Genomic DNA, 21,355 nt, shown 5'->3' on the forward strand with positions numbered 1-21,355 from the left:
CCAGCCGGGGGAAAGATGGGCAGCCATCGATGGGCAGCGATGATACGATGAATTACTATTAGTTTAGCTAAGGATTTGCTGTCCGCTCGAGCTGTATCACCTGATGAAGGAAAAACAACTCCATGGCTGTCATCCTGCAAACAGGAGAACAGCGCGCTGCCGGTGCGGGGACGCAGCCCAAGGTCTCGCACAAATCAACGCTCAGTGCCGCAATCGTATTCGCCTCTCTGTCCATCGGTGCCTGGCTGCTATTTCTGCGGCCCAACTGGCAGATGTACTGGCACCAAGTCGATCTCCAGGTCTACATGTGGGGTGGTACCGCCGCGGCGACCAATCCCGCACTGCTGTACGACGGCCGAGGACCACTCGGCCTGCCCTTCCTCTATCCGGTCTTCGCCGCCTGGATCTGTGCCGAACTGTCGAGATTCCCGATCAACTACATCGGGACCGGCGTCACGGTGCTCACCATGGTGTCGCTCTTCGTGAGCGTGTGGAGCGCGGGCAAACTCCAGCAACTGCGCCGCGGAAAGGGTTTGCTGGCATTGAGCATCGCCGTCACCGGCGCCGCGATCTGGTTGGAGCCCGTTCAGCAGACATTCCGGTTCGGACAGCTCAGCGCGATCCTCATGGCCTTGGTCCTCGCGGATCTCGCCCTGCCCGAGCAGAGCCGATATCGGGGCATCCTCATCGGCATCGCGACCGGACTGAAGCTGACCCCCGCGGTCTTCATCGTCTATCTGCTCATCACCCGCCAGTTCCGGGCCGCCGCGACGGCTGCCGCGACCTTCGGTGCCACGGTCGCGATCGGCTTCTGCTACCGACCGACCCAGGCGCTGCAGTTCTGGACAACGACCACGACCTCGCAGAACCGAATCGGCTTCGCCTATGTCCAGAATCAGTCGATCAACGGCATGTTCGGTCGCCTGGAATGGACGACCTGGAACGACACCACGTCCTCGTTCGTCTGCGCCGGACTGCTCGGGCTGGCCGGGATGGCGGCAGCCCGGATCGCCTACCTGCGCGGTGACGAATTGCTGGGCGCGCTGCTCGCGGCCACGGTAATGCTGCTGGTCTCGCCGATTTCCTGGACCCACTACTGGGTGTGGATCGCACCGGCGCTGCTGTGGCTGATCCACGTGCTGCGCCACCGTCAGCTCGCCGTCCGGATCGCCGTGCCCGCGCTCATCTATCTGTTCGTCTTCGCATGGCCACTGCGGGCCGACCGGTTCGGCGCTTGGGATCCCGACCTGCCACTGCTACCGCAGGGGCTGATCTGGCAGGTACCGCAGACCGGTGGCCGGGAATTCCGTTGGACGCTATGGCAATTCCTACTCGGCGATTCGTACACCCTGCTCGCCACCATCGCGCTGATCGCCGCGATCGTCTGGCTGATTCCGCTCCGGCCGAACGTCGTGCAGCTGCCGGACGCGGAAATCGCGGACCGGCGGCGCGAGCGAGGGGTGGGCGCCGCCGGTCAGCGGGAAGACGGTCCGAGCAGTGAACCGCCGGGGTCGAGCGAGTTGGAAGCCGTGGGGTAAGGCTCCTCTTTTACGAGGAGCCGCTTCGTTCGCCGACACTGATCATCCTGCTCCGATCACCTCGAGAATGCTGGCAATCCAGCTGTGAATCGTCTGGGAACCGATCAGCAGGCGCTAACAGGCTGTCGGATCAGAAGATTCGGTATCGGTCAGTGGCGTCGCCAGCGGCCAGCCGCCCGCCGCCAGATGTGAAGCGACCCTGGCGATATCGTGCGCGTCCGGGTGCTCCTTGGCCATCCGCGCGATCGCTCCTTCGATATCGGCGTGGCTGATCTCGCTGTCCGGATTGGAGTCCACCAATTCCTCGGCGATCACCACCACCTCGTAATCGGTCAGGTGGCGGTGCAGCACCGCGAACAGGGCGACGTAGTCCGACCGCGGAATCCCCTGTGGATAGCCGGCCCGCAGCCAGCCGATGACCCGGCCGAGCAGATTCGGCCGGACCTGAGCGGGTTTCGCTGGATCAGTCACGGGTCACCCTTCTCACGCTCCGAACAGATGGATACCGAATCTAGCGGCCAGGAATGCCTTAGCGGTGTAAAGAATTCCGGTAAGAATCGCGGCGATGATCAGCGCGAAGCAGGTGTAGGCACCGGCCAGTGCCGAGTACTTGCGTCGAGCGGCACCGCCTTCCGCAGGCACCGTGTCGGCGACCGACCAGAGCCGGACCCCGACGGCGAAGACGATCGGCAGCCCTGCGCCGAGCAGCAGACCCGCGACGGTCACCTTCCACAGCGCGTCCAGATTCGTGACGAGTGTGTGCACGATGCGCCTCCTCAGACCTGGGCCGAACGATTAGTGGTTTCCGGCGCGGGCGATCCGGCGGACACGTCACGTTCCCCATCCTCGACGACCGGCGTGGCGTCCTTCGCAACCTCGGTACCGGAGTCCGGCGTGTCGCCGGGCCACTCGTTGACATTGCTGGTGTCCACCGGATCCCGCCGCGACCGCAGGTACATCACCAACGACAGCGCGATCAGCAGTGCGAATACCACCAGCACACCGGGCAACCCGCCGATGACATGCGCGATGGCCCAGCAGATCGCACCGGCCACACCCGCGAGCGGCAGCGTCAACAACCAGGCGACCGTCATCCGGCCCATTACACCCCAGCGCACCTCCGCGCCCTTGCCGAGTCCGGTGCCGAGGATGGATCCAGTCGCGGTCTGCGTGGTCGAGAGCGGCAGCCCGAAATGGGCCGAGGTGAGGATTATCGCGGCGGAGGAGGATTCGGCGGCCAGCCCCTGCGGCGAGTCGATCTCGACCAGTCCCTTGCCCAGGGTGCGGATGATCCGCCAGCCGCCCAGGTAGGTGCCCGCCGCGATGGCGACGGCACAGGCCGCCATTACCCACAGCGGCATTTCGTCGTTCTTGGTCAACGTGCCGTGCGCGACCAGCGCCAGGAAGATCACGCCCATGGTCTTCTGCGCGTCATTGGTGCCGTGCGCCAGCGAGACCAGCGACGCCGAGCCGATCTGGCCCCAGCGGAAGCCCTCGTTCACCTTGTCGCGATCGGAATTCCCGGTAATCCGGTAGACACCCCAGGTGCCGATGGCGGAGACCAGTGCGGCCACGATCGGCGCGAGCAGGGCGGGCAGCACGATCTTGGTCAGCACGCCGTCCGCGCCGTGCGCCCAGATCACCCCACCCCAGCCGAGTGCGGCGATGGTGGCGCCGATCAGGCCGCCGAACAGTGCGTGTGAGGAACTCGACGGCAGGCCGAACAGCCAGGTCAGCAGATTCCAGAGAATGCCGCCGACCAGACCCGCGAAAACGATGATGAGCAGCGCCTCGCCCTGCACGGCGTCGAGCCGGACGATGCCCTTGGCCACCGTCGCGGCGACCGCGACCGACAGGAATGCGCCGAGCAGATTCAGGACCGCGGATACCGCGACCGCGACCCGTGGCCGCAGTGCACCGGTGGCGATCGAGGTCGCCATGGCATTGGCGGTGTCGTGGAAGCCGTTGGTGAAATCGAATGCGAGTGCCGTGACGATGACGATCAGAAGTACCAATAGGTCCGCGGTCACCCCTCCAGTGTGCGGCAATCACGATCGGGATTGCCATGCGGTTGCCGCTTGTCGGGACGCATTTTCGATCGGCTACCGTGAATCTTCGCTCTATCTGCTGACCTTCGAGCAGCCGACCGGTTCGGCCGCGCCGGCGAAGCGTTGATCGATCCAGGAATTGGCGGCCGAAACTCCGGTGTCGGCGACGATCAGATGCTCGCCGAGGTGGGCCTCGAAGCGCACCGGAACCCCCAACCGGCACCAGTCGTCGTAGAGGTGTTCGGCCCCGGCGAACGGAAGCCACACCTCGTTGATGCCGTGGTACAGGAAGACCGGCACCCGCGGCGCGGCGGTACCGAGACGGTTCTCGGCCAGGATCTCCCTGATCATCGGCAGCTTCGTCGGGTGGGCCATATCGGTGAGCGTCTCCGCGGGGATGGGTGCGAGCACGCCGAGCAGCGCCGCGTCCAGAAAACAGAGGTCCTTCGCGAATTGCGATAGCCGCCAACCGTTGTCATTGAACAGGCCCATGATCTCCGGGTACTCCCTGGCCAGACCGAGGGTTGCGGCCAGGAATACGCCTGAGGCGGCATTGGCTCCGTTCATCGTATTGATCAGCATGCCGAAGTCGGCGGGAACGCCACCGACCACAGCACCGACGAGGTTCACCTCCCCCGCGTATTCCGGTGCGAGTTGCGCCGCCCAGCCCGAGGCGATGGCGCCGCCGGAGTACCCGGAGACCACCGTGGGCGCATCGGGCGACAAACCCAACTCGGGCGTCTGCACGGCGGCGCGTATCGAGTCCAGTACCGCATGTCCGGCCATGCGACCGGCCGCGTACGCCTGTCGCGGACCCTGGTGATCGGCCACGATCACCGCATAGTTCTTCGAAAGCGGCAGCTGCACAGAGCGGAGACCGGCCGATAGACCCAGCTTGAGCTGCTGCGACGGCGCACAGTGGTTGCCGAGTGAATCGATCGGCACGTTGTCTGCGACGAGGGGGCGGGGCCCCGAACCCTGCCACGGCGCGATGGGCACGAGCAGCGTGGCGACCACCGGTACCGGACGGCCCTTGGCATCGGTCGATCGGATCAGTAGTTCGGTGGCAGTGACCGGCGTCGGCTTCAGCCCGAGATCGACGAGACGGGCCGCGACCACCGCGCCCGGACGCAGATTTTCGAAACCCCGCGGCGGTGTATAGAAGGGGTCGGCGAGCGGAGTCGGCATGACAGCGGCGGGATCACGCGCGGGGTGCAAGATACCGGCGACCGGATCCGGCTCCGCCGCAACCGTTCCCGGCACCGCGATACCGACCGCCGCCACCGCACCTACACAAATCACCGCACCGAGCACCGCCACCTTCCGCATCGGCCGACCGATGGCCGACCACGATCCCATCCATCGTTTTCGTGCCATACCTAGCAAGGCCGAGTCCCCGTTTCCGAGCGTGTATCGGACAAAATCCGAGCCAGTCTGGCCTACGACCAGTACAAATGCCGGGAACAGGACCGCTCGGTCCGCATAACGATTCGGACGCCGCTCCTCGCGCGGATCCCGATGCGGGGCGAAGCAGCACGGACCGCTCGATTACGGCAGCAGCGCGCGGACCGTTTCGATGGTGTCGGCATCGGCGGCGGACTTATCGGGTCGATACCGCACAACGCGGGCGAAGCGCAGGGCGACACCGCCCGGATAGCGCGAACTCACCTGAACGCCGTCGAGGGCGATCTCGACGACGAGTTCGGGCCAGAGGTAGACCGTGTATTCGTCGCGGGCGCGCTCATGCCGCGGGAATTCGGCGGTCTGCCACTGCAACAGCGCATCGGTGAGGCCCTTGAAGGTCTTGCCGACCATCACCGGATCACCGGTCTCCGGATCGCGCGCGCCGAGGTGCAGATTCGACAAATAGCCGGTGCGACGGCCGTAACCCCATTCCGCACCGAGCACAAGCAGGTCGAGGGTGTGCGTCGGCTTGATCTTCTGCCAGGACCGGCCGCGGCGGCCCGCGGCGTACGGCGCGAGCAACGATTTGACCATCACGCCTTCGTGGCCGGCAGCCAGCGCGCCGTCGAAATACTCCGCGGCCGCCTCGGCGTCGGGTCGGATCAGGGCCGGAATGCTGTGTGCGGCCGCGACCTCGGTCAGCGCCGTACGGCGCTCATGCAGCGGTGCGTCGAGCAGATCCGCACCGTTCAGATGCAAGCAGTCGAAGAAGTACGGGTGCAGCAGTAATTCCCTGGTCGTGCTGACCTCGGCGAAGCGGCTCATCGTCTCCTGGAACGGACGCGGCCGTCCGGAATCGGTGAGCGCCAACGTTTCTCCGTCCAGCACCACGCTCACGCAGTTGAGCTGGGCGACCAGATCGACCAGTTCCGGCACACCGGCGGTGATATCGCGCAGCGTCCTGGTGAATACCCAGACCCGCGAACCCTCCCGGTGCACCTGGATGCGCGCGCCGTCCAGTTTGTGTTCGACGCTCACCTCGTCGCCGAATTCGGCCATCGCCTCGTCCAGCGCGGCACCGGGCGAGGCGAGCATGGGTTGGATCGGGCGGCCGACCTCGAGCCGGAATTCGCCCAGCGCCTCGACCCCGCCGGTCAGCGCGGCGACGGCCGTGACCGGTAGCTGCCCGGACAGCATGTAGGCCCGTCGGACCAGTTCGATCGGCACTGCCGCCGCCACCGCGACCGCCTCGGCGACGATCGCGGTGAGCGCGCCCTGACGCAACTCCCCGCCGAGCAGACGCATCAGGAAGGCCTGCTGCTCGGCGGTCGCGGCTGTCCACAATCCGCGTAGCAATTCCTTGCGCCGGTTGGTCGAGCCGGGGCCGGAGGTGGTGGCCAATTCACTCAGCGTGCTGTCAACCGACGAAACCGTCAGCGTCGCAAGCTCACTCGGCTCGCATTCGAGTGCGGTCAGTGTGCGCCAGCCGGTGCCGATACGGCCCTGCCGTAGTTCACCGGAGACCCAGGCGACCACCGGCCCCAGCTCATCCGGGGCGGCCTCGGACAACAGCGCGGCCAAGGTTGCGATCTTCGTCTTCCGGGACCGGGTCGCACGGACGGTCTCCGAGGCCTGCACGACATCCGAGAACAGCATCACTCGACGGTAACCCGCCCCTGTGACATATCGCTCAGCTCTGCTGCTAATTACCCATTGGCAGGTTTGCGAATTCGCTCATAAACTGGACGCATGGCCAAGACTTACGTCGGGGCGCGGCTTCGTCAGCTGCGGACCGAACGAGGGTTGAGCCAGGTCTCACTCGCCCAGAAGCTGGAGATCTCGGCGAGTTACCTCAACCAGATCGAACACGATGTGCGCCCGCTCACCGTACCGGTACTGCTGCGCATCAGCGAAGTGTTCGGCGTCGATGCGACGTTTTTCTCCTCCCAGGACGACACCCGGCTCATCGCCGAGCTCCAAGAGGTCGTGATGGACCAGGAGCTCGGTATCGAGGCCGATACCCAGGAGATCGCGGATATGGTCTCCGCGCATCCGAGCATGGCGCGCGCACTGGTCAATATGCACAACCGGTACCGCAACACCTCCGCACAGCTGGCTGCCGCCACCGAGGACCGCTTCGCCGACGGCTCCGGCAGCGCGGCGATCAGCAAACCGCACGAGGAAGTGCGCGACTTCTTCTACCAGCGGCAGAACTACATCCACGAATTGGATACCGCCGCAGAGGAACTCACCGCCCGGATTCGCTTCCACGGCGGCGATGTGAACAGCGAGATCGCCCGCCTCCTGCGCGCACACGACGTGCGCATTGTCGAGCGCATCGATCTCGGCGAAGGCGTATTGCACCGCTACGATCCAGAGACTCAGCGGCTGGAGATCGCGCCGCATCTGTCCGGTGGCCAGCGCACCTTCAAACTCGCCGCCGAACTCGCCTACTTCGAATGTGGCGACCTGCTCGAAAAGCTGGTCGAGGAAGGCAATTTCGTCTCCGAGGACACACGCAAGCTGGCCATGCTCGGCCTGGCGAATTACTTTGCCGCCGCAACCGTCCTGCCCTACACGCACTTTCACGAGGTCGCCGAGGATTTCCGCTACGACATCGAGCGGCTCTCGGCCTTTTTCACCCAGAGTTACGAGACGATCTGCCATCGCCTATCCACTCTGCAGCGGCCCAAGCTGCGCGGCGTTCCGTTCTCCTTCGTGCGCGTGGACCGCGCGGGGAATATGTCGAAACGCCAGTCCGCCACCGGTTTCCACTTCTCCTCCAGCGGTGGTACCTGCCCGCTGTGGAATGTCTACGAAACCTTCGCCTATCCGGGCAAGATCATGACGCAGATCGCCCAGATGCCCGACGGTCGCAAATACCTGTGGGTCGCCCGCACCGTCGAACGCCGCGCGACCCGATACGGCCAGGCCAGCAAGACCTTTGCGATCGGTCTGGGTTGCGAGCTGCGGCACGCGGGTCGCGTCGTCTACGCCGACGGCATCGATCTCGACGTGGCGAAGGCCACACCGATCGGTGCGGGCTGCCGCGTCTGTGAACGCACCAATTGCCCACAGCGCGCGTTTCCGCCACTGGGCAAGGTGCTCGATATCAGCGAACATCGAAGCTCGGTATCGCCGTACGTCCTCAAGTGACGCGGCGCCGCACACGAACTCTCGCAGTCCGGCACACCAGGGCGGAGGAGCCGCGCGTCGTTCGCGGCGACGGAAACTCAGGTGCGTCGGCGCTGCCCGGAATACACCAGGCCGACATCGGCGATTTCCGATGTCGGCCCGGTGCATTCAGCTAAGCCGGTAACGCCGAACGCTGGATCCGCACCCCGAACAGGGTCAGGCCGAGCGCCGCGACCAGGAGGATGGCCAGGGTCCACGCCAGCACCGAAAAGCCGTGTGGCGCAGCGGCCGCGGCCACCAGCGGTCCGGCGGTGGCACCGACGTAGAAGCTGAACATCGCGACCGATGACGCGGCAGCGCGCGCCTCACCACCCAACTCCCCTGCGGTCTGCAGGACTGCGGGCGCGATGACGCCGAGCCCGCCGACCAGCACGGCGAGCAGGACAGTCAGCACCGCGAGGTGGGTGCCTTCGAAGGTGGCGATCACCATGGCGGTCGCGGCGACCAGCACGCCCAGCACCATCTGCCCCGGCTTGGTCAGGCGCGAGAGCGGGATGGCCAGCAACGGCAGTGCGAACATCACCGGCAGCGCGCCCGCACGCAGGGCGAGCAGTTCACCGGAACTCTTGACCAGACCGGTGATTTCGATGCCGGTGTACACCCCGACCATCACCGCCATGGCCAGCGCGCCCGCGGCCAGCATCGGCAGCAGCGCCTTGATCCGCAGCACCGCGGGAATCGCGGCGTAGCTGTGCACAAGTGGCTTGTCGCGACCGGTGGGTGCGTCATCGAGCATGACCGCACGCAAGACGAATGCGAGCGCCACGAAGACTACGGCCGAGCCGATGAACATGGTGCGCCACGGGAACGAGGCGACGACGGCCTGCGAGGCGATCTGCGCCAGCACGGTCGCGGCCAGGAAGGAGGTGGCGACCGACATGGTCACCACCGCCCGATGCGCCGGTGTGATGCGGGTGGCGATATAGGCCATGATCGCGGGCGGAATCGAACCGACGACAAGTCCCTGCGCGACGCGCAGGCCGACCGCGATCGGCGCACTGAACGACAGACCGGTCAATAGTGTGACCACCGCAGCGGCGATCATGCCGGTGACCAGTACCCGGCGGTGGCCGTAGCGATCCGAGAGCGGGCCGAACAGCACGAAGCCACCCGCATAGCCGAAGGCGAAGGCGCTGATGATCCAGGTCATGACGCCCGCGCCCACATTCCAGTCGGCCTTCATGGCCGTGAAAAGGGGAATCGGGATGTACATCTGGCCGGTGGCCAGCAGTGCGGACAGGACGAAAACAGGGAGGGTACGCCCGGTGTGCGCGCGTGGTGACGCGCTGCGAGTGCGTGCCCGAGCCGGGATACCGGTCGGAAGCTGAAGAGTCGGCGTTGCCATGTGGACGAAGTTAGGCCCATTGCCGAGCTGTTGTCAACCAAATAGTTGGTTTAATGGGATGGTAAAGTCGCGGTCATGACGGTCACGATGAAACGGAGCGACGCGACCAAGCAGGCCCTGCTGCGCGCTGCGCGCGACGAATTCGCCGAATACGGCCTGGCCGGCGCGCGGGTGGACCGGATCGCGGAGGCGGCCGGGGTGAACAAGGAGCGCATCTACGGCCTGTTCGGCAGCAAGGACAAGCTCTTCGACGTCATCCTGATCGACACCATGCGCGAATTCATGGATGTGGTCCAGCCCCTGGCCGAGACCGAACCCGGCGAGTACGTGGGCAAGCTGTTCGACTACCACCGCGAAAATCCGCAACTGCTACGGCTTTTGCTCTGGGAGGGCCTGCACCGCGGCACCGACGCGCACGATATCGATGGCTGGCGCGCCCAGCACTACCTGCGGAAATTCGACCGCGCCAAGGAGCAGTTCGATGTCGACGCCAGCCACGCGGGCCGACTGCTGCTCGCCCTGTGCGGCCTGTCCAACTGGAGCCTCGCCGTCCCGCAGACCACCCGCCTACTACTCGGCGCGGATGCCGAGAACCAGGGCGCGACCCGCGAATTCATGATGGAGTTCGCCAGGGCTGCGCTGCGAACGGATAAATCGATCCCGCACCGCGAGCCAGTCAATGAGTTGACCGCCGAATCGGCCAGCGGGGTTGACGGCACAGCCACGGCCGATGCGCCGACCGATCCCGTAGACCGCGCCGCGCAGCGTCTGCGCGAGGCCCAAGCCGCGGCCGACGCTGCCCGCGACGAACTCGCCGCCGCCCTGCGAGACGCGCACGCCGGCGGCACCAGCGCCAACCAACTCGCTCGCCAGGTGTCGGGCACCCTGTCGCGCCCCGTCGTCCTCAAGCTCCTCGCCGATTGAACGCTTCCGGTTCTGACACACGCAGTTCGCGGATTCGACACCACTCAGGGCTGACCACACAACGTCAGGTTTCATTTCGCACTTCTGCTACTCGATTCCGCTCGCCCTGATCGAGAAACGCTTTGGCCGAAGAGTCAATCCCGGACGGCGCGTGAGAGTTTCGTGAACTCGATCGCCTGCTGGGCACGCGCCAGTACATGCGTGCGCGAGCTACCGATGTGCGCGGTGAGCGTGCGCAGCGCGGCATCCGGATCACTGTCGAGCAGTTGTTCGGCGATAGCGATGTGCTCAGCGGTCATGGTGGCGATCCGCTCCGGCGTAGGCAAGTCCAGGGTTCGGACCGGCCGAACCCGGACGTATACCCCGGTGAGTGCATCCGCCAGCGCCGTATTGCCCGCCGCCGCGAGCAGCGTCGTGTGGAACTGCTCGTCCGCGGCGACCAGCGCGGGCCCCGGTTCGGGCGGATCGTCGCGAAATCCGCGCCAGGTATCGAGTTCCGCACGCACCAGCGACAAGTCGTGCGCCGGTGCGGGTTCCCCGACAATTCCGATGACGCGCTGAATTCCCCTGGTCTCCAACACAATCCGCAACTCGAACAGATTGTCCAGCTCCTCCAACCGCGGTCGATACGGATACAGCCCATCGGCGTGCCGCTCGACCAATCCGTCGGCCTGCAGCCGGGCGAGCGCTTCCCGCACGGGGGTGCGCGAAACCCCGTAGATCTCGGCCAGACGTTCCTCGCCGAGCCGTTCGGTGGGCACGATCGCCCCTGTGGCCAGGTCCCGCCGCAGCGATTCGTAAACCTGCTCGCTGAGCGGAACCCGCCCCCTGCGCGTCATGGCTGCCAGCTCAGATCGCCATCGCCGAGCGAACCGAGGTCTCCGCGCCCGCTCCGCCCTCGCCGGTGGATGTCACGCGTCCGGACTGCAGCACGTAATAGCGTTGCGCCGCTTGCAGTGCGAAGCCGATGTGCTGTTCCACCAGCAGCACGCTGAGTCCACCGCGACCGGTCAAATCGATAATCGTGCGCTCGATTTCGGCGACCACCGACGGCTGGATGCCTTCCGTCGGTTCATCGAGAATCAGCAGCCTCGGCTCGGTGATCAGCGCCCTGGCGATCGCCAATTGCTGGCGCTGGCCGCCGGACAGCAAGCCCGCCTTGCGATTCAACAGTTCGCGCAGTGCCGGAAACAGGTCGAGCGATTCGTCGATCAGGGCCTTACCGCGCTTGCGTCCGTCGGCGACGACCTGCAGATTCTCGGCGGTGCTCAGCTGCGGGAAACTCTGTTGCCCTTGCGGCACATACGCGATTCCACGTTTGACCCGACGCGACGGCGACATCTTGGTGATCGCCTCACCGTTGAAGTTGATCTGTCCGGATTTGGTGCCGATCAGACCGACTGCCGTGCGCAGTAGCGTGGTCTTGCCCGCGCCGTTGTGCCCCATGATCGCCACGACACTGTCGTCGGGAACGGTGATCGAGACGCCATGAATCACCTCGGTCCGGCCGTATCCGGAATGGATGTCGATGAGCTCAAGCATCGGCGGACTCCTTTGCGGTCAGCTCCTGCGCGGTCTGCGCGTCTTCGAGTTCGGTGCCGATGGCCGCGGCGGTGCCGAGGTAGACCTCCTGCACCTTCGGATCGGCCTGCACCTGTTCGACGGTGCCCTCGCTGAGCACCTTGCCTGCGGCCAGCACGGTCACCGAGGTCGCGAAGGACCGCATGAAATCCATATCGTGCTCGACCACCACGACAATGCGTTCACCGCCGATGCGCCGCAACAGATTACCGGTTTCCTCGCGCTCCTCGGCGCTCATACCCGCCACCGGTTCGTCGAGCAGCAGTACCGAGGCGTTCTGCACCAGCAGCATGCCGATCTCCAGCCACTGCTTCTGCCCGTGCGCCAGCACTCCGGCGGGCTTATCGCGCAATTCGCCGAGACCGGTGATCTCCAGTGCCTCTTCGACACTCGGCAAAACCGACTTGCGGCGGCGCAACAGTGTCAGCGCCGAACGCCCCGCACCCGCCGCGATATCGAGATTCTGCAGCACACTGAGTTGTTCGAAAACGCTTGCCGTCTGGAAGGTTCGGCCGATGCCGAGCCGAGCGATCTGGTGCACCTTCTTCCCGAGGAATTCGACACCGGACTTCTGCGCCGATCCGGTTGCGGGCACCAGACCGGTGATCGCATCGATGAGAGTGGTCTTCCCCGCCCCATTGGGCCCGATCAGGAACCGCAGATCACCCTGCAGCACAGTGAGGTCCACATCGGAGACGGCCTTGAATCCATCGAAACTCACCGAGAGTCCGCGAATTTCGAGGTATTCACTCGACATGCCCGCATTGCCGCCCAGCTTCGGGTCGTGCGCGTTCATCGGGATTCCACCTTCTCCTCGGTCACGACTTCGGGCAGCGGTTCATCGACCATTACCGGACTGTGCGCAGCGGGCTTCCGAAACTTACTGTCCAGCAACCCCTTCAACATCGGCCACACCCCGGCCAGGCCCGCCGGAATGAACCCGACGACCACAATGAACAGCACACCCTGCAGATAGGTCCAGCTGGACGGGAACTCCTCCGAGAGCGCCGTCTGTGCCCAGGCGACGCCGATCGCGCCGAGTACCGGGCCGAGCAGTGTGGTCCGTCCGCCGATCGCCACACCGATAATGAATGCGATGGACGGCACGACACCGATATCGGCGGGCGAGATGATGCCGACGATCGGGGTGAACAGCGCACCCGCGATGCCCGCGAAGAATGCCGCGACGACATAGGCCACGATCTTGATATTGGCCGGATCGTAACCGAGGAAGCGCACGCGTTCTTCCTGATCACGCACGGCGACAAGCAATTCGCCGTAGCGGCTGTGCATGAGCTGGCGCACCGCGGCGACCACCAGCAGCAGGGTGCCCGCGGCGATGAAGAACAGCATCTGCCGGTTCACTGGATCCGAGAGCTTGAAGCCGAAGAAGGCACGGAAGTCCGACAGTCCGGTGAATCCGCCGATCTTCTGCTGTCCGGTCAGCAGAATCGCGAGCGCCGCGGCCAAGGCCTGACTCAGGATCGCGAAATACGTCCCCTTGACCCGGCGCTTGAATACGCCGTAACCGAGTGCCGCCGCAATCAGCGCGGGCAGCACCAGAATGCCGATCAAGGCGACCGGAGCGGACGCGAAAGGTCGCCAGAACGACGGCAATTCGCGAATACCGGCAATTTCCATGAACTCCGGCACCTCATTGTGCAGCCGGGTCGCATCGGCCATCTGCAGGTGCATCGCCATGATGTAGGCGCCGATGCCGAAGAACACGCCCTGTCCGAGCGTGAGCATTCCGCCACGGCCCCAAGCCAATCCGATGCCCGCCGCCACAATCGCGAAGCACAGGAATTTGGCGAGCAGGTTGAGCCGGAAGTCGCTGAGCACGGCGGGCGCGACCGCGAACAGCAGGACCGCCGCGACGACGAAGCCGCCCCACGCGGTTATGGAAGGGTATGCGCGCCAACGTTGTCCGAGTGTGGTCATGCCAGGCTCCTCGTCCGAACGGTGAATAGCCCCTGCGGACGAACCTGCAGGAAAATGACGATGATGACGAAGACGATCACCTTCGCGATCGAGGCCGTCGTGGAGTACTCGATATACGAATTCAGCAGGCCCAGCGAGAAGGCCGCGATCACGGTGCCTTTGATCTGCCCGAGCCCGCCGATCACGACGACCAGGAAGGCGTCGATCAGATAGCTCTGCCCGATGGTCGGGCTGGTCGACCCGATCAGGGTCAATGCGACGCCCGCGACCCCGGCCAGGCCGGAACCGATGAAGAAGGTACTGATGTCGGTGACGCGGCTGGAGACGCCGCTGGTCTCGGCCAGACCCCGATTCTGCACGACCGCGCGAATGCGCCGACCGAGCGGGGTGGTCTTGAGTACAAGGGCCAGCACAGTCACCGCGACGACTGCGAGCACGAGAATAAAGATGCGGGTCTTCGGCACCACCGCACCGAGAATGGTGACACCGCCGCTGAGCCAATCGGGTGCGAGCACGTTCTTGGCGGGAGCGCCGAAGATGTCACGCGCGGCCTGTTGTAGCACTAGTCCGACGCCGAAGGTGACGAGCAGGGTATCCAGCGGCCGGTCGTACATCCACCGGATCAGACCCATTTCCAGGGCCGCGCCGAGCAGGCCGCCGACCAGGAAGCCGATGAGCAATGAAACGACCAGCGATATCCCGGCCGACGAGATGACCTTCTGCACAACATAAGTCGTGTAGCACCCGGCCATGATGAATTCGCCGTGCGCCATGTTGATCACGCCCATCTGACCGAAGGTCAGCGAAAGGCCCAGCGCCGCGAGCAGAAGAATGGATCCCAGACTCAGCCCGGTGAAGAGCTGGCCGATCAACACGTCCATGTTTGGTTCCTAACGGGTCGGCCGGATGCGGGCTCCCCCTCACAGAGCCCGCATCCGGCGCTTGTCGACTACTTGAGGCCCTTGGCCCACTCGTAGGACGTCAGGTACGGGTCCGGCGTCACGGGCTTGCCCGAGTCCCACACTGTGTAGATCAGTCCGTCCGGGCGGATTTCGCCGATGCGGGCGGTCTTGGTGATGTGGTGGTTCGAGCCGTCGATGGTGACCAGGCCCTCCGGGGCCTCGAAGGTCACACCGTCGGCCGCGGCCTGAATATCGGCCACCTTGAACGACTTCGCCTTTTCCACGGTGTTCTTCCAGAGGTAGACCGAGGCGTAGGCGGCCTCCATCGGGTCCGAAGTCGGCTTGTCGGCACCGAATGCGGCCTTGTAGTCCGCGACGAACTTCTTGTTCACAGGAGTGTCGACCGTCTGGTAGTAATTCCACGCGGTCAGTTGTCCGGCGATATTCTGCGCGCCGATACCGGCGACCTCTTCCTCGGCGATGGATACCGAAACCACCGGCATATCAGCGGCTTTCAGGCCCGCATTGGTGTACTCGCGGAAGAAGGCCACATTCGAGTCGCCATTGAGGGTGTTGAATACCGCGCCCGCCTTGGCATTTCGGACCTTGTTCACGATGGTGGAGAAGTCGGTGGAGCCGAGCGGGGTGTAGTCCTCACCCTTGATCTCGATGCCGTTCGCCGCCGCGTAGGCCTTGATTTCCCGATTGGCGGTCTGCGGGAAGACGTAGTCCGAACCGACCAGGTACAGGGACTTGATGCCCTTCTGCTTCAGATAATCCAGCGCGGGCAGGATCTGCTGATTGGTGGTCGCGCCGGTGTAGAAGATGTTCTTGCTGTCCTCCAGGCCTTCGTACTGGACCGGGTAGTAGAGCAGCGAGTTCAGGCTCTCGAACTTCGGCTTCATGGCCTTGCGGCTCGACGAGGTCCAGCCGCCGAATACCGCGGCGACACAGTCGGAGCTGATCAGCTTTTCGGCCTTCTCCGCGAAGGTCTTCGGATCCGATGCGCCGTCCTCCAGCACCAGGTCGAGCTTCTTGCCGAGTACGCCGCCCGCGGCATTGATCTGGTCGACGGCCAGCTTGGTCGAGTTGGCGACGGTGACCTCGGAGATCGCCATGGTGCCCGAAAGCGAGTGCAGTGAGCCGATCTTGATCGAGTCCTTCGAGGTATCGACGCAGGACGTGGCATTGGAGCCGCCGCTGGAGGCGTCATCCTTGGCGCCACAGCCGGTCAGCAACAGACCGGCGAGTGCGACGGCCGTCGGCACGACCAGCGCCTTGCTGACGCGGCGGGAACGCGATCGACGGATATCACGGGAATCTGGCATGGAGCGCCACCCTTCTCACTTCATCAGGTGTTCGGCGGCGCTACGTGCGCCGCGCCGAATAAGCCCGCCTTTGCCCCGGTCATCGCTGTAGACCGGGTTGTATACAGCGGCTGTATTCGTGGTGCGAACGTTAGACAGAAGTTGTTGCGCCGGAATATCTCTCGGTGACGAGTCCGTTTCGCACGTTTCCGCCGCGTGAACGTTTGCCGTAATCGCTCGGCAAACCGCTGTGAGGACCCCCGGCTGCCTACGGTTGCGTAGCAAGACAGCGGTACGGCACGCTCTTTTTGTACAACGTCAAAACGCCGATTCCGCGGCTGCCCGGTCGTGGAGGCGTGAGTCCGAGGAGGACCGGTGGGTCACTACAAGGCGAACGTTCGGGATATCGAGTTCAACCTGTTCGAGGTGTTGGAACTGGACAAACTCCTTGATACGGGTGCCTATGGCGATCTTGATTCGGAAACCGTGCGGGAGATCCTGGCCGAGGTGAAGCGGCTGGCCGAGGGGCCGGTGGCGGAATCCTTCGCTGCGGCCGACCGCGATCCGGTGGTCTACGATCCGGCCACCTTCTCGATTTCGGTGCCCGAACCACTACGCAAGACCGTCCAGGCCGTGAACGAGGCCGACTGGAGTCGGCTCGGCATGCCGGAGGGGATGGGCGGCACGCCCGCGCCCGCCGCGGTCATCTGGTCGATCAACGAGATGCTCACCTCCGCCAACCCGGCCGCAAGCTTCTTCAATATGGGCCCGGTGATGTCCTCGGTGCTGTTCAATGTCGGCACCGAAGAGCAGAAGCAGTGGGCCACAAAGGGTTACGACCGCGGCTGGGCGGGCACCATGGTGCTGACCGAGCCCGATGCCGGTTCCGATGTCGGTGCGGGACGCACCAAGGCCGTCGAACAGGAGGACGGCTCCTGGCATATCGAGGGCGTCAAGCGCTTCATCTCCGGCGGCGACGTCGGTGAGACCGCCGAGAACGTCTTCCACCTGGTGCTGGCTCGTCCGGAGGGTGCCGGTCCCGGCACCAAGGGCCTCTCGCTGTTCTACGTACCGAAATTCCTGTTCGATCACGAGACGCTGGAGCTGGGCGACCGCAATGGCGTCTACGTAACCGGTGTCGAGCACAAGATGGGCCTGAAGTCCTCGCCCACCTGTGAGCTGACCTTCGGCGCGACCGATGTGCCCGCCAAGGGCTGGCTGGTCGGCGAAGTGCACAACGGCATCGCGCAGATGTTCCAGGTAATCGAGAACGCCCGCATGGTGGTCGGCATCAAGTCCGCCGGCACGCTATCGACCGGTTACCTCAATGCGCTCGACTACGCCAAACAACGCGTGCAGGGTGCGGATCTGACGCAGATGGCCGATAAGGCCGCTCCGCGCGTCACCACTACCCACCATCCGGACGTGCGGCGTTCGCTGGCGATGCAGAAGGCCTATGCCGAAGGTCTGCGCGCGGTCTACCTTTACACCGCCGCCCATCAGAATGTCGATGTGGCGCAACTGGTTTCGGGCGCCGATGCCGAATTGGCGCACCGGGTCGACGATCTGCTGCTGCCGATCGTCAAAGGTGTCGGTTCCGAACGGGCCTACCAGTACCTGACCGAATCGCTGCAGACACTGGGCGGTTCGGGCTATCTGCAGGATTACCCGATCGAGCAGTACATCCGCGACGCGAAGATCGACTCGCTCTACGAGGGCACCACCGCCATCCAGGCGCAGGACTTCTTCTTCCGCAAGATCATCCGGGACAAAGGTGTGGCGCTCGCGCACGTAACCGGACAGATCGCCGCCTTCCTGGAGGCGAAGACAAGTCGCTTCGAAACCGAGCGGGCGCTGTTGGCCACCGCGGTCGCCGATGTGCAGGCGATGGCGGCCACGCTGACCGGCTATCTGATGGCATCCCCTCAGGATCCGAAGGAGTTGTACAAGGTCGGGCTCGGCTCGGTGCGCTTCCTGCTCGCGGTCGGCGATCTGCTCATCGCCTGGCGACTGCTGGTGCAGGCCGAGATCGCGGCCGCCGCACTGGCCGCCGAAGCACCGGAGAAGGATCGGGCGTTCTATTCCGGAAAGGTCGCTGTCGCAAGCTTCTTCGCGAAGAACGTACTGCCCGAGTTGACCGCGGTGAAGAACATTATCGCAGCGATCGATAACGACATCATGGAGCTGGACGAAGCCGCGTTCTGAGTCAGCAGTTGGTCTGGAGGGGCCAGCACTCGGTCGGACGGTACGGCGGCGGCGAGGGCGTCACGCTCGTCGTCGAGGTATCCGATTCGCGGGCCGGATCGGCCGAATCGTGCGCGAGTGAACTCGCGATCACGATGAGGAGCACCACCATGCCGGCCAGGGCGACAGCGAAGACCACCCACCCCGCTGCGGTCTGCCGCCTACTCGGCGGCAGCGGCGCGGGGATGACGTGCCGGCGCAGCTCACGCGCCGACGGCGACGGCGCTTTGGGCTGTACCTCGTCGAAGCCGTCGGCGAGTAACTCGGCGCGGGAGGGCTTTTCGATGAGGCCGAGCGCATCACAGGCGGCGAAGACCCGGTCCGCGGTCCAGCTGCGCGGTCCGGCGGAGAAACCCTCGAGATAGATACGGAGTTCGGTCGCGTCACGGGCATTCGAGACCACGATATCCATGCCGGGGCGCAGGTTTGTTCGAGCAGGCCGCACCGCGACCCCGCGGAACGGCACGAGCACGACGGCGCCGCAGATGTGGCCCGGATCGATCAGCGCCCGCTCCAGCCGGGTCTTCACCGCATGCATACTGTGTTCCAGCTGATCGACGGGATTGCCGGAGATCTCCTCGTCCAGATCGGCAGGCTCCGCGCTGATCGTCCACGGACCGTCGCCCGGAATGCTCAGAATCCCGCTCTGGCGGCGTCGGAAGCCCTTGATATCGGTCACGGTAATGCCACGCGGGGTCAGAATGATCGCATCGACCCGACGAGATCCGTGATCGCCGACCTCCAAGCCGACCAACGCGACACCGGTCGTCGGATACGACCGCAGGCATTCCACGAATTCCTGTTCGGCCCCGGAGAGATCCGCTCCGGTCTTGATCTTCACCAGCATCGCGTATTCCCTACCCTCATCCGGTTCGACCCGGCGTCCCACCATCCACCGCGCCGGTACTGATGATGACCCGCCGTCGCCGCGAAGACCACCGGAAAGCCAAGAAGACCAGCACAATTCAGCTATAGAAAACCGGTCAGTCGGATCTGTCCCGACTGGCCGATCCCCTAGCGGTACCCCTAGGGCTGCGCGGATAAGCCGAGGTCCCGGAACCGCGCACCGCACAATCGGCGGCGCCGACCCGCCGATCACGGACCTACCCGCTAGTACGCTCGGATTCGGTCCGGCAGGACGGATCCCGCCACCGGCGGCGGACAAGGAGGCATGAGCATGGTTTCGGCGTTGCAACCACGCATTTCACCCGGTCGGCTCCGGGAGCTGGGCCCGATCAATTGGGTTGTCTGGCAGATACTTTCACGCGCGGCAGGGACGGACGACGCACATCTGTTCAGCACACTCGGCCGCACCAAGGGACTGTTCCGCGGCTGGCTGCACTTCTCGGGGCGGCTGATGCCGGGCGGCCGACTGCCCCGGCACGAATCCGAGCTGGTCATCCTGCGCGTCGCACAACTGCGCGACTGCGCCTACGAAATGGACCATCACATTCGCCTCGGCAGGCGGGCGGGCGTCACGCCGCAGATCCTGGACCGGATTCGCACCGGCCCCGCTGCCGACGGGTGGTCGGATAAGCATCGCGCGCTACTCACCGCCGTCGACAAGTTGGTCGAAACCCGCGATATCGACGACGCCACCTGGTCCGCGCTGGCCGAGCACTACGACGAGCGCAGCCTGATCGAAATCGTGCTGCTCATCAATCAGTACGAGGGGCTGGCCGCGACCATCACCGCGCTGCGGATCCAGCGCGACGGCGTCTGACCGACCGCGGCGTTGGCGCACAGGGCGGCACCCCTCGCCAACGCCGCCCATTCTCGATTTAGCAATTCCATAGCGATCACCCTCGATAGCCCCTAAACTGAAACGCGACACGCACAGAATGACGACTTTCACCCCCGTCGTCATGCAGCACCATAGCTTTCGAGACATTAACCGACGTGTGTCGCACGCCATAGTGTGACAGCACCAGGATCGGAAACCCCTCCATCAAGCTAGCTGACAGGTAACTGTCGGCTCTAGAGGAGAAAGGGGCCGTCATGACTGTCAGCCTCGTGTTGATCGTGGCGGGATTCATTCTTCTGTCCATCGTGATCACCAGCTTCCTGCTTCCCAGCAGTGCGGACACCACGCGGCATCCGAAACCGCACAACGAGTCCGGCGATCAATAGGCCCTGCGGCTCAGCGGTTTTCGATGAGCTGGGCCAGACCGTCCAGGACTCGCACCAAACCGAATTCGTAGGCGTGGTCGGCGCTGTAGGCGGAGTCGTACGCCTGCCCCGCGACCGCGCCGACGCGGGCGGCCAGCGGGTAGCGCTCGGCATCGAAGAATTGAGCCAGTAGCGGGGCGGCGCGTTCCCACCATTGCCGGTCGGACATGGCGCTCTCGGTTGCGGCGCGTTCGGTGTCGATGGCGATGCGAGCCACCGAGGTGACGAAGCCGAGGACGTAGGTGACGGCGGCATCCAGCTCGAGGTCGTCGAGACCGAGGCCGTCGAAGGCGCGCAGTTCGTGTTCATATTTGGCGGCGACACCCGGGCCGAGCGGTGGCCGCGTGGTCGGCAGATAGGCGACCCACGGGTGGCGGACCAGCATGGCGCGATTCTCGGCGGCGACCGTCGTGACGCGATCACGCCAGGGCAGACCGGCCAGGTCGGCACGCGGCATCTCCCGATAGACCGCGTCGAGCATCAGGTCGACGAGTTCCGCCTTGCCCGGCACGTAGGTGTAGGTGGCCATGGGGGTCAAGCCCAGCTTGGTGGCGACCGCTCGCATGGTGAGCGCGCCGATCCCATCCGCATCCACGATTTCGATGGCCGCCGCGACCACCGCATCCACGCTGCTGCGCTGCTTCGGTCCGCGCACCGACGCGGCAGGCACGCGCCACAGCAGTTCCAAGGTGCGCACGGGATCGCCCGCGCTGCTGCGGTCCCGTGACTGCTCGGCCATGCCGCCTCCTCATGTTCG

At 64.9% G+C, this 21,355-nt stretch carries 20 protein-coding genes; 6 read left to right on the forward strand and 14 right to left on the reverse strand.

Annotated elements, in window-relative coordinates:
• Nucleotides 1-122: 122 nt before the first annotated feature.
• On the forward strand, nucleotides 123-1,538 hold the full coding sequence (locus OIE68_RS28535) for a glycosyltransferase 87 family protein (RefSeq protein WP_327094141.1): 1,416 nt from the start codon (nucleotides 123-125) through the stop codon (nucleotides 1,536-1,538).
• A gap of 114 nt (nucleotides 1,539-1,652) precedes the next feature.
• Here OIE68_RS28535 and OIE68_RS28540 read toward each other — a convergent pair whose 3' ends face one another.
• The 5 genes from OIE68_RS28540 to OIE68_RS28560 form a co-directional block, all read right to left on the reverse strand.
• On the reverse strand, nucleotides 1,653-2,009 hold the full coding sequence (locus tag OIE68_RS28540) for a DUF3349 domain-containing protein (protein WP_327094142.1): 357 nt from the start codon (nucleotides 2,007-2,009) through the stop codon (nucleotides 1,653-1,655).
• 12 nt (nucleotides 2,010-2,021) lie between these two features.
• Nucleotides 2,022-2,303: a hypothetical protein gene (locus OIE68_RS28545; protein ID WP_327094143.1), complete on the reverse strand. Its 282-nt coding sequence runs from the start codon at nucleotides 2,301-2,303 to the stop codon at nucleotides 2,022-2,024.
• 11 nt (nucleotides 2,304-2,314) lie between these two features.
• Nucleotides 2,315-3,568 carry an anion permease gene (locus OIE68_RS28550; protein ID WP_327094144.1) on the reverse strand — a complete coding sequence of 418 codons (1,254 nt, stop codon included), beginning with the start codon at nucleotides 3,566-3,568 and terminating at the stop codon, nucleotides 2,315-2,317.
• Between the two features lie 90 nt (nucleotides 3,569-3,658).
• The gene (locus OIE68_RS28555) at nucleotides 3,659-4,945 is read right to left on the reverse strand and encodes a lipase family protein (RefSeq protein ID WP_327094145.1); all 1,287 of its coding nucleotides are present in this window, start codon (nucleotides 4,943-4,945) and stop codon (nucleotides 3,659-3,661) included.
• A 189-nt stretch (nucleotides 4,946-5,134) separates the two neighbouring features.
• Complete coding sequence (locus OIE68_RS28560) at nucleotides 5,135-6,646, reverse strand: ATP-dependent DNA ligase (protein ID WP_327094146.1); 1,512 nt, start codon at nucleotides 6,644-6,646, stop codon at nucleotides 5,135-5,137.
• A 93-nt stretch (nucleotides 6,647-6,739) separates the two neighbouring features.
• Here OIE68_RS28560 and ramB point away from each other — a divergent pair, with 93 nt between their 5' ends.
• Nucleotides 6,740-8,146, forward strand: coding sequence for an acetate metabolism transcriptional regulator RamB (gene ramB / locus OIE68_RS28565; protein ID WP_327094147.1), 1,407 nt, complete (start codon nucleotides 6,740-6,742; stop codon nucleotides 8,144-8,146).
• Nucleotides 8,147-8,297: 151 nt separating this feature from the next.
• Here the strand turns inward: ramB and OIE68_RS28570 are convergent, their stop codons facing one another.
• Nucleotides 8,298-9,530 carry an MFS transporter gene (locus tag OIE68_RS28570; protein WP_327094148.1) on the reverse strand — a complete coding sequence of 411 codons (1,233 nt, stop codon included), beginning with the start codon at nucleotides 9,528-9,530 and terminating at the stop codon, nucleotides 8,298-8,300.
• Nucleotides 9,531-9,605: 75 nt separating this feature from the next.
• On the opposite strand from OIE68_RS28570, the gene OIE68_RS28575 reads away from it, so the two are divergent.
• Entirely contained in the window at nucleotides 9,606-10,454 is an 849-nt protein-coding gene (locus OIE68_RS28575; protein WP_327094149.1) for a TetR/AcrR family transcriptional regulator, read from the forward strand.
• A 134-nt stretch (nucleotides 10,455-10,588) separates the two neighbouring features.
• Here OIE68_RS28575 and OIE68_RS28580 read toward each other — a convergent pair whose 3' ends face one another.
• The 6 genes from OIE68_RS28580 to urtA form a co-directional block, all read right to left on the reverse strand.
• The gene (locus tag OIE68_RS28580) at nucleotides 10,589-11,293 is read right to left on the reverse strand and encodes a GntR family transcriptional regulator (protein WP_327094150.1); all 705 of its coding nucleotides are present in this window, start codon (nucleotides 11,291-11,293) and stop codon (nucleotides 10,589-10,591) included.
• A gap of 10 nt (nucleotides 11,294-11,303) precedes the next feature.
• Nucleotides 11,304-11,996 (reverse strand): urea ABC transporter ATP-binding subunit UrtE, encoded by a 693-nt coding sequence (urtE, locus tag OIE68_RS28585; protein WP_327094151.1) that lies wholly within the window; start codon nucleotides 11,994-11,996, stop codon nucleotides 11,304-11,306.
• Nucleotides 11,989-12,831: an urea ABC transporter ATP-binding protein UrtD gene (gene urtD, locus OIE68_RS28590; RefSeq protein WP_327094152.1), complete on the reverse strand. Its 843-nt coding sequence runs from the start codon at nucleotides 12,829-12,831 to the stop codon at nucleotides 11,989-11,991. The genes urtE and urtD overlap by 8 nt, the downstream gene beginning before the upstream one ends.
• The gene (gene urtC / locus OIE68_RS28595; RefSeq protein ID WP_327094153.1) at nucleotides 12,828-13,976 is read right to left on the reverse strand and encodes an urea ABC transporter permease subunit UrtC; all 1,149 of its coding nucleotides are present in this window, start codon (nucleotides 13,974-13,976) and stop codon (nucleotides 12,828-12,830) included. Before urtC ends, urtD begins: the two co-directional genes overlap by 4 nt.
• Entirely contained in the window at nucleotides 13,973-14,857 is an 885-nt protein-coding gene (gene urtB, locus OIE68_RS28600) for an urea ABC transporter permease subunit UrtB (RefSeq protein WP_327094154.1), read from the reverse strand. Before urtB ends, urtC begins: the two co-directional genes overlap by 4 nt.
• 68 nt (nucleotides 14,858-14,925) lie before the next feature.
• Nucleotides 14,926-16,206 (reverse strand): urea ABC transporter substrate-binding protein, encoded by a 1,281-nt coding sequence (urtA, locus tag OIE68_RS28605; protein WP_327094155.1) that lies wholly within the window; start codon nucleotides 16,204-16,206, stop codon nucleotides 14,926-14,928.
• Between the two features lie 354 nt (nucleotides 16,207-16,560).
• On the opposite strand from urtA, the gene OIE68_RS28610 reads away from it, so the two are divergent.
• Entirely contained in the window at nucleotides 16,561-18,390 is a 1,830-nt protein-coding gene (locus OIE68_RS28610) for an acyl-CoA dehydrogenase (RefSeq protein ID WP_327094156.1), read from the forward strand.
• A 1-nt stretch (nucleotide 18,391) separates the two neighbouring features.
• On the opposite strand, the gene OIE68_RS28615 is transcribed toward OIE68_RS28610, so the two are convergent.
• Complete coding sequence (locus OIE68_RS28615) at nucleotides 18,392-19,276, reverse strand: nuclease-related domain-containing protein (RefSeq protein WP_327094157.1); 885 nt, start codon at nucleotides 19,274-19,276, stop codon at nucleotides 18,392-18,394.
• A 342-nt stretch (nucleotides 19,277-19,618) separates the two neighbouring features.
• Between OIE68_RS28615 and OIE68_RS28620 the strand changes: the two genes are divergently transcribed.
• Both OIE68_RS28620 and OIE68_RS28625 read left to right on the forward strand, forming a co-directional pair.
• Nucleotides 19,619-20,152 (forward strand): carboxymuconolactone decarboxylase family protein, encoded by a 534-nt coding sequence (locus OIE68_RS28620; RefSeq protein WP_327101835.1) that lies wholly within the window; start codon nucleotides 19,619-19,621, stop codon nucleotides 20,150-20,152.
• A gap of 275 nt (nucleotides 20,153-20,427) precedes the next feature.
• Nucleotides 20,428-20,559 (forward strand): hypothetical protein, encoded by a 132-nt coding sequence (locus OIE68_RS28625; protein ID WP_327094158.1) that lies wholly within the window; start codon nucleotides 20,428-20,430, stop codon nucleotides 20,557-20,559.
• A 10-nt stretch (nucleotides 20,560-20,569) separates the two neighbouring features.
• Here OIE68_RS28625 and OIE68_RS28630 read toward each other — a convergent pair whose 3' ends face one another.
• Nucleotides 20,570-21,337: a TetR/AcrR family transcriptional regulator gene (locus OIE68_RS28630; protein WP_327094159.1), complete on the reverse strand. Its 768-nt coding sequence runs from the start codon at nucleotides 21,335-21,337 to the stop codon at nucleotides 20,570-20,572.
• Nucleotides 21,338-21,355: the final 18 nt, after the last annotated feature.

Origin of the sequence: Nocardia vinacea (assembly GCF_035920345.1) — a bacterium.
GTDB classification, from domain to species: domain Bacteria; phylum Actinomycetota; class Actinomycetes; order Mycobacteriales; family Mycobacteriaceae; genus Nocardia; species Nocardia vinacea_A.

Coding starts and splice junctions, on each gene's coding strand:
- urtA (WP_327094155.1), bottom strand. CDS start 16,206: ATGCCAGATTCCCGTGATATCCGTCGATCGCGTTCCCGCCGCGTCAGC.
- OIE68_RS28615 (WP_327094157.1), bottom strand. CDS start 19,276: ATGCTGGTGAAGATCAAGACCGGAGCGGATCTCTCCGGGGCCGAACAG.
- urtE (WP_327094151.1), bottom strand. CDS start 11,996: ATGCTTGAGCTCATCGACATCCATTCCGGATACGGCCGGACCGAGGTG.
- OIE68_RS28560 (WP_327094146.1), bottom strand. CDS start 6,646: ATGCTGTTCTCGGATGTCGTGCAGGCCTCGGAGACCGTCCGTGCGACC.
- ramB (WP_327094147.1), top strand. CDS start 6,740: ATGGCCAAGACTTACGTCGGGGCGCGGCTTCGTCAGCTGCGGACCGAA.
- urtC (WP_327094153.1), bottom strand. CDS start 13,976: ATGACCACACTCGGACAACGTTGGCGCGCATACCCTTCCATAACCGCG.
- OIE68_RS28625 (WP_327094158.1), top strand. CDS start 20,428: ATGACTGTCAGCCTCGTGTTGATCGTGGCGGGATTCATTCTTCTGTCC.
- OIE68_RS28555 (WP_327094145.1), bottom strand. CDS start 4,945: ATGGGATCGTGGTCGGCCATCGGTCGGCCGATGCGGAAGGTGGCGGTG.
- OIE68_RS28575 (WP_327094149.1), top strand. CDS start 9,606: ATGACGGTCACGATGAAACGGAGCGACGCGACCAAGCAGGCCCTGCTG.
- urtB (WP_327094154.1), bottom strand. CDS start 14,857: ATGGACGTGTTGATCGGCCAGCTCTTCACCGGGCTGAGTCTGGGATCC.
- OIE68_RS28580 (WP_327094150.1), bottom strand. CDS start 11,293: ATGACGCGCAGGGGGCGGGTTCCGCTCAGCGAGCAGGTTTACGAATCG.
- urtD (WP_327094152.1), bottom strand. CDS start 12,831: ATGAACGCGCACGACCCGAAGCTGGGCGGCAATGCGGGCATGTCGAGT.
- OIE68_RS28570 (WP_327094148.1), bottom strand. CDS start 9,530: ATGGCAACGCCGACTCTTCAGCTTCCGACCGGTATCCCGGCTCGGGCA.
- OIE68_RS28535 (WP_327094141.1), top strand. CDS start 123: ATGGCTGTCATCCTGCAAACAGGAGAACAGCGCGCTGCCGGTGCGGGG.
- OIE68_RS28630 (WP_327094159.1), bottom strand. CDS start 21,337: ATGGCCGAGCAGTCACGGGACCGCAGCAGCGCGGGCGATCCCGTGCGC.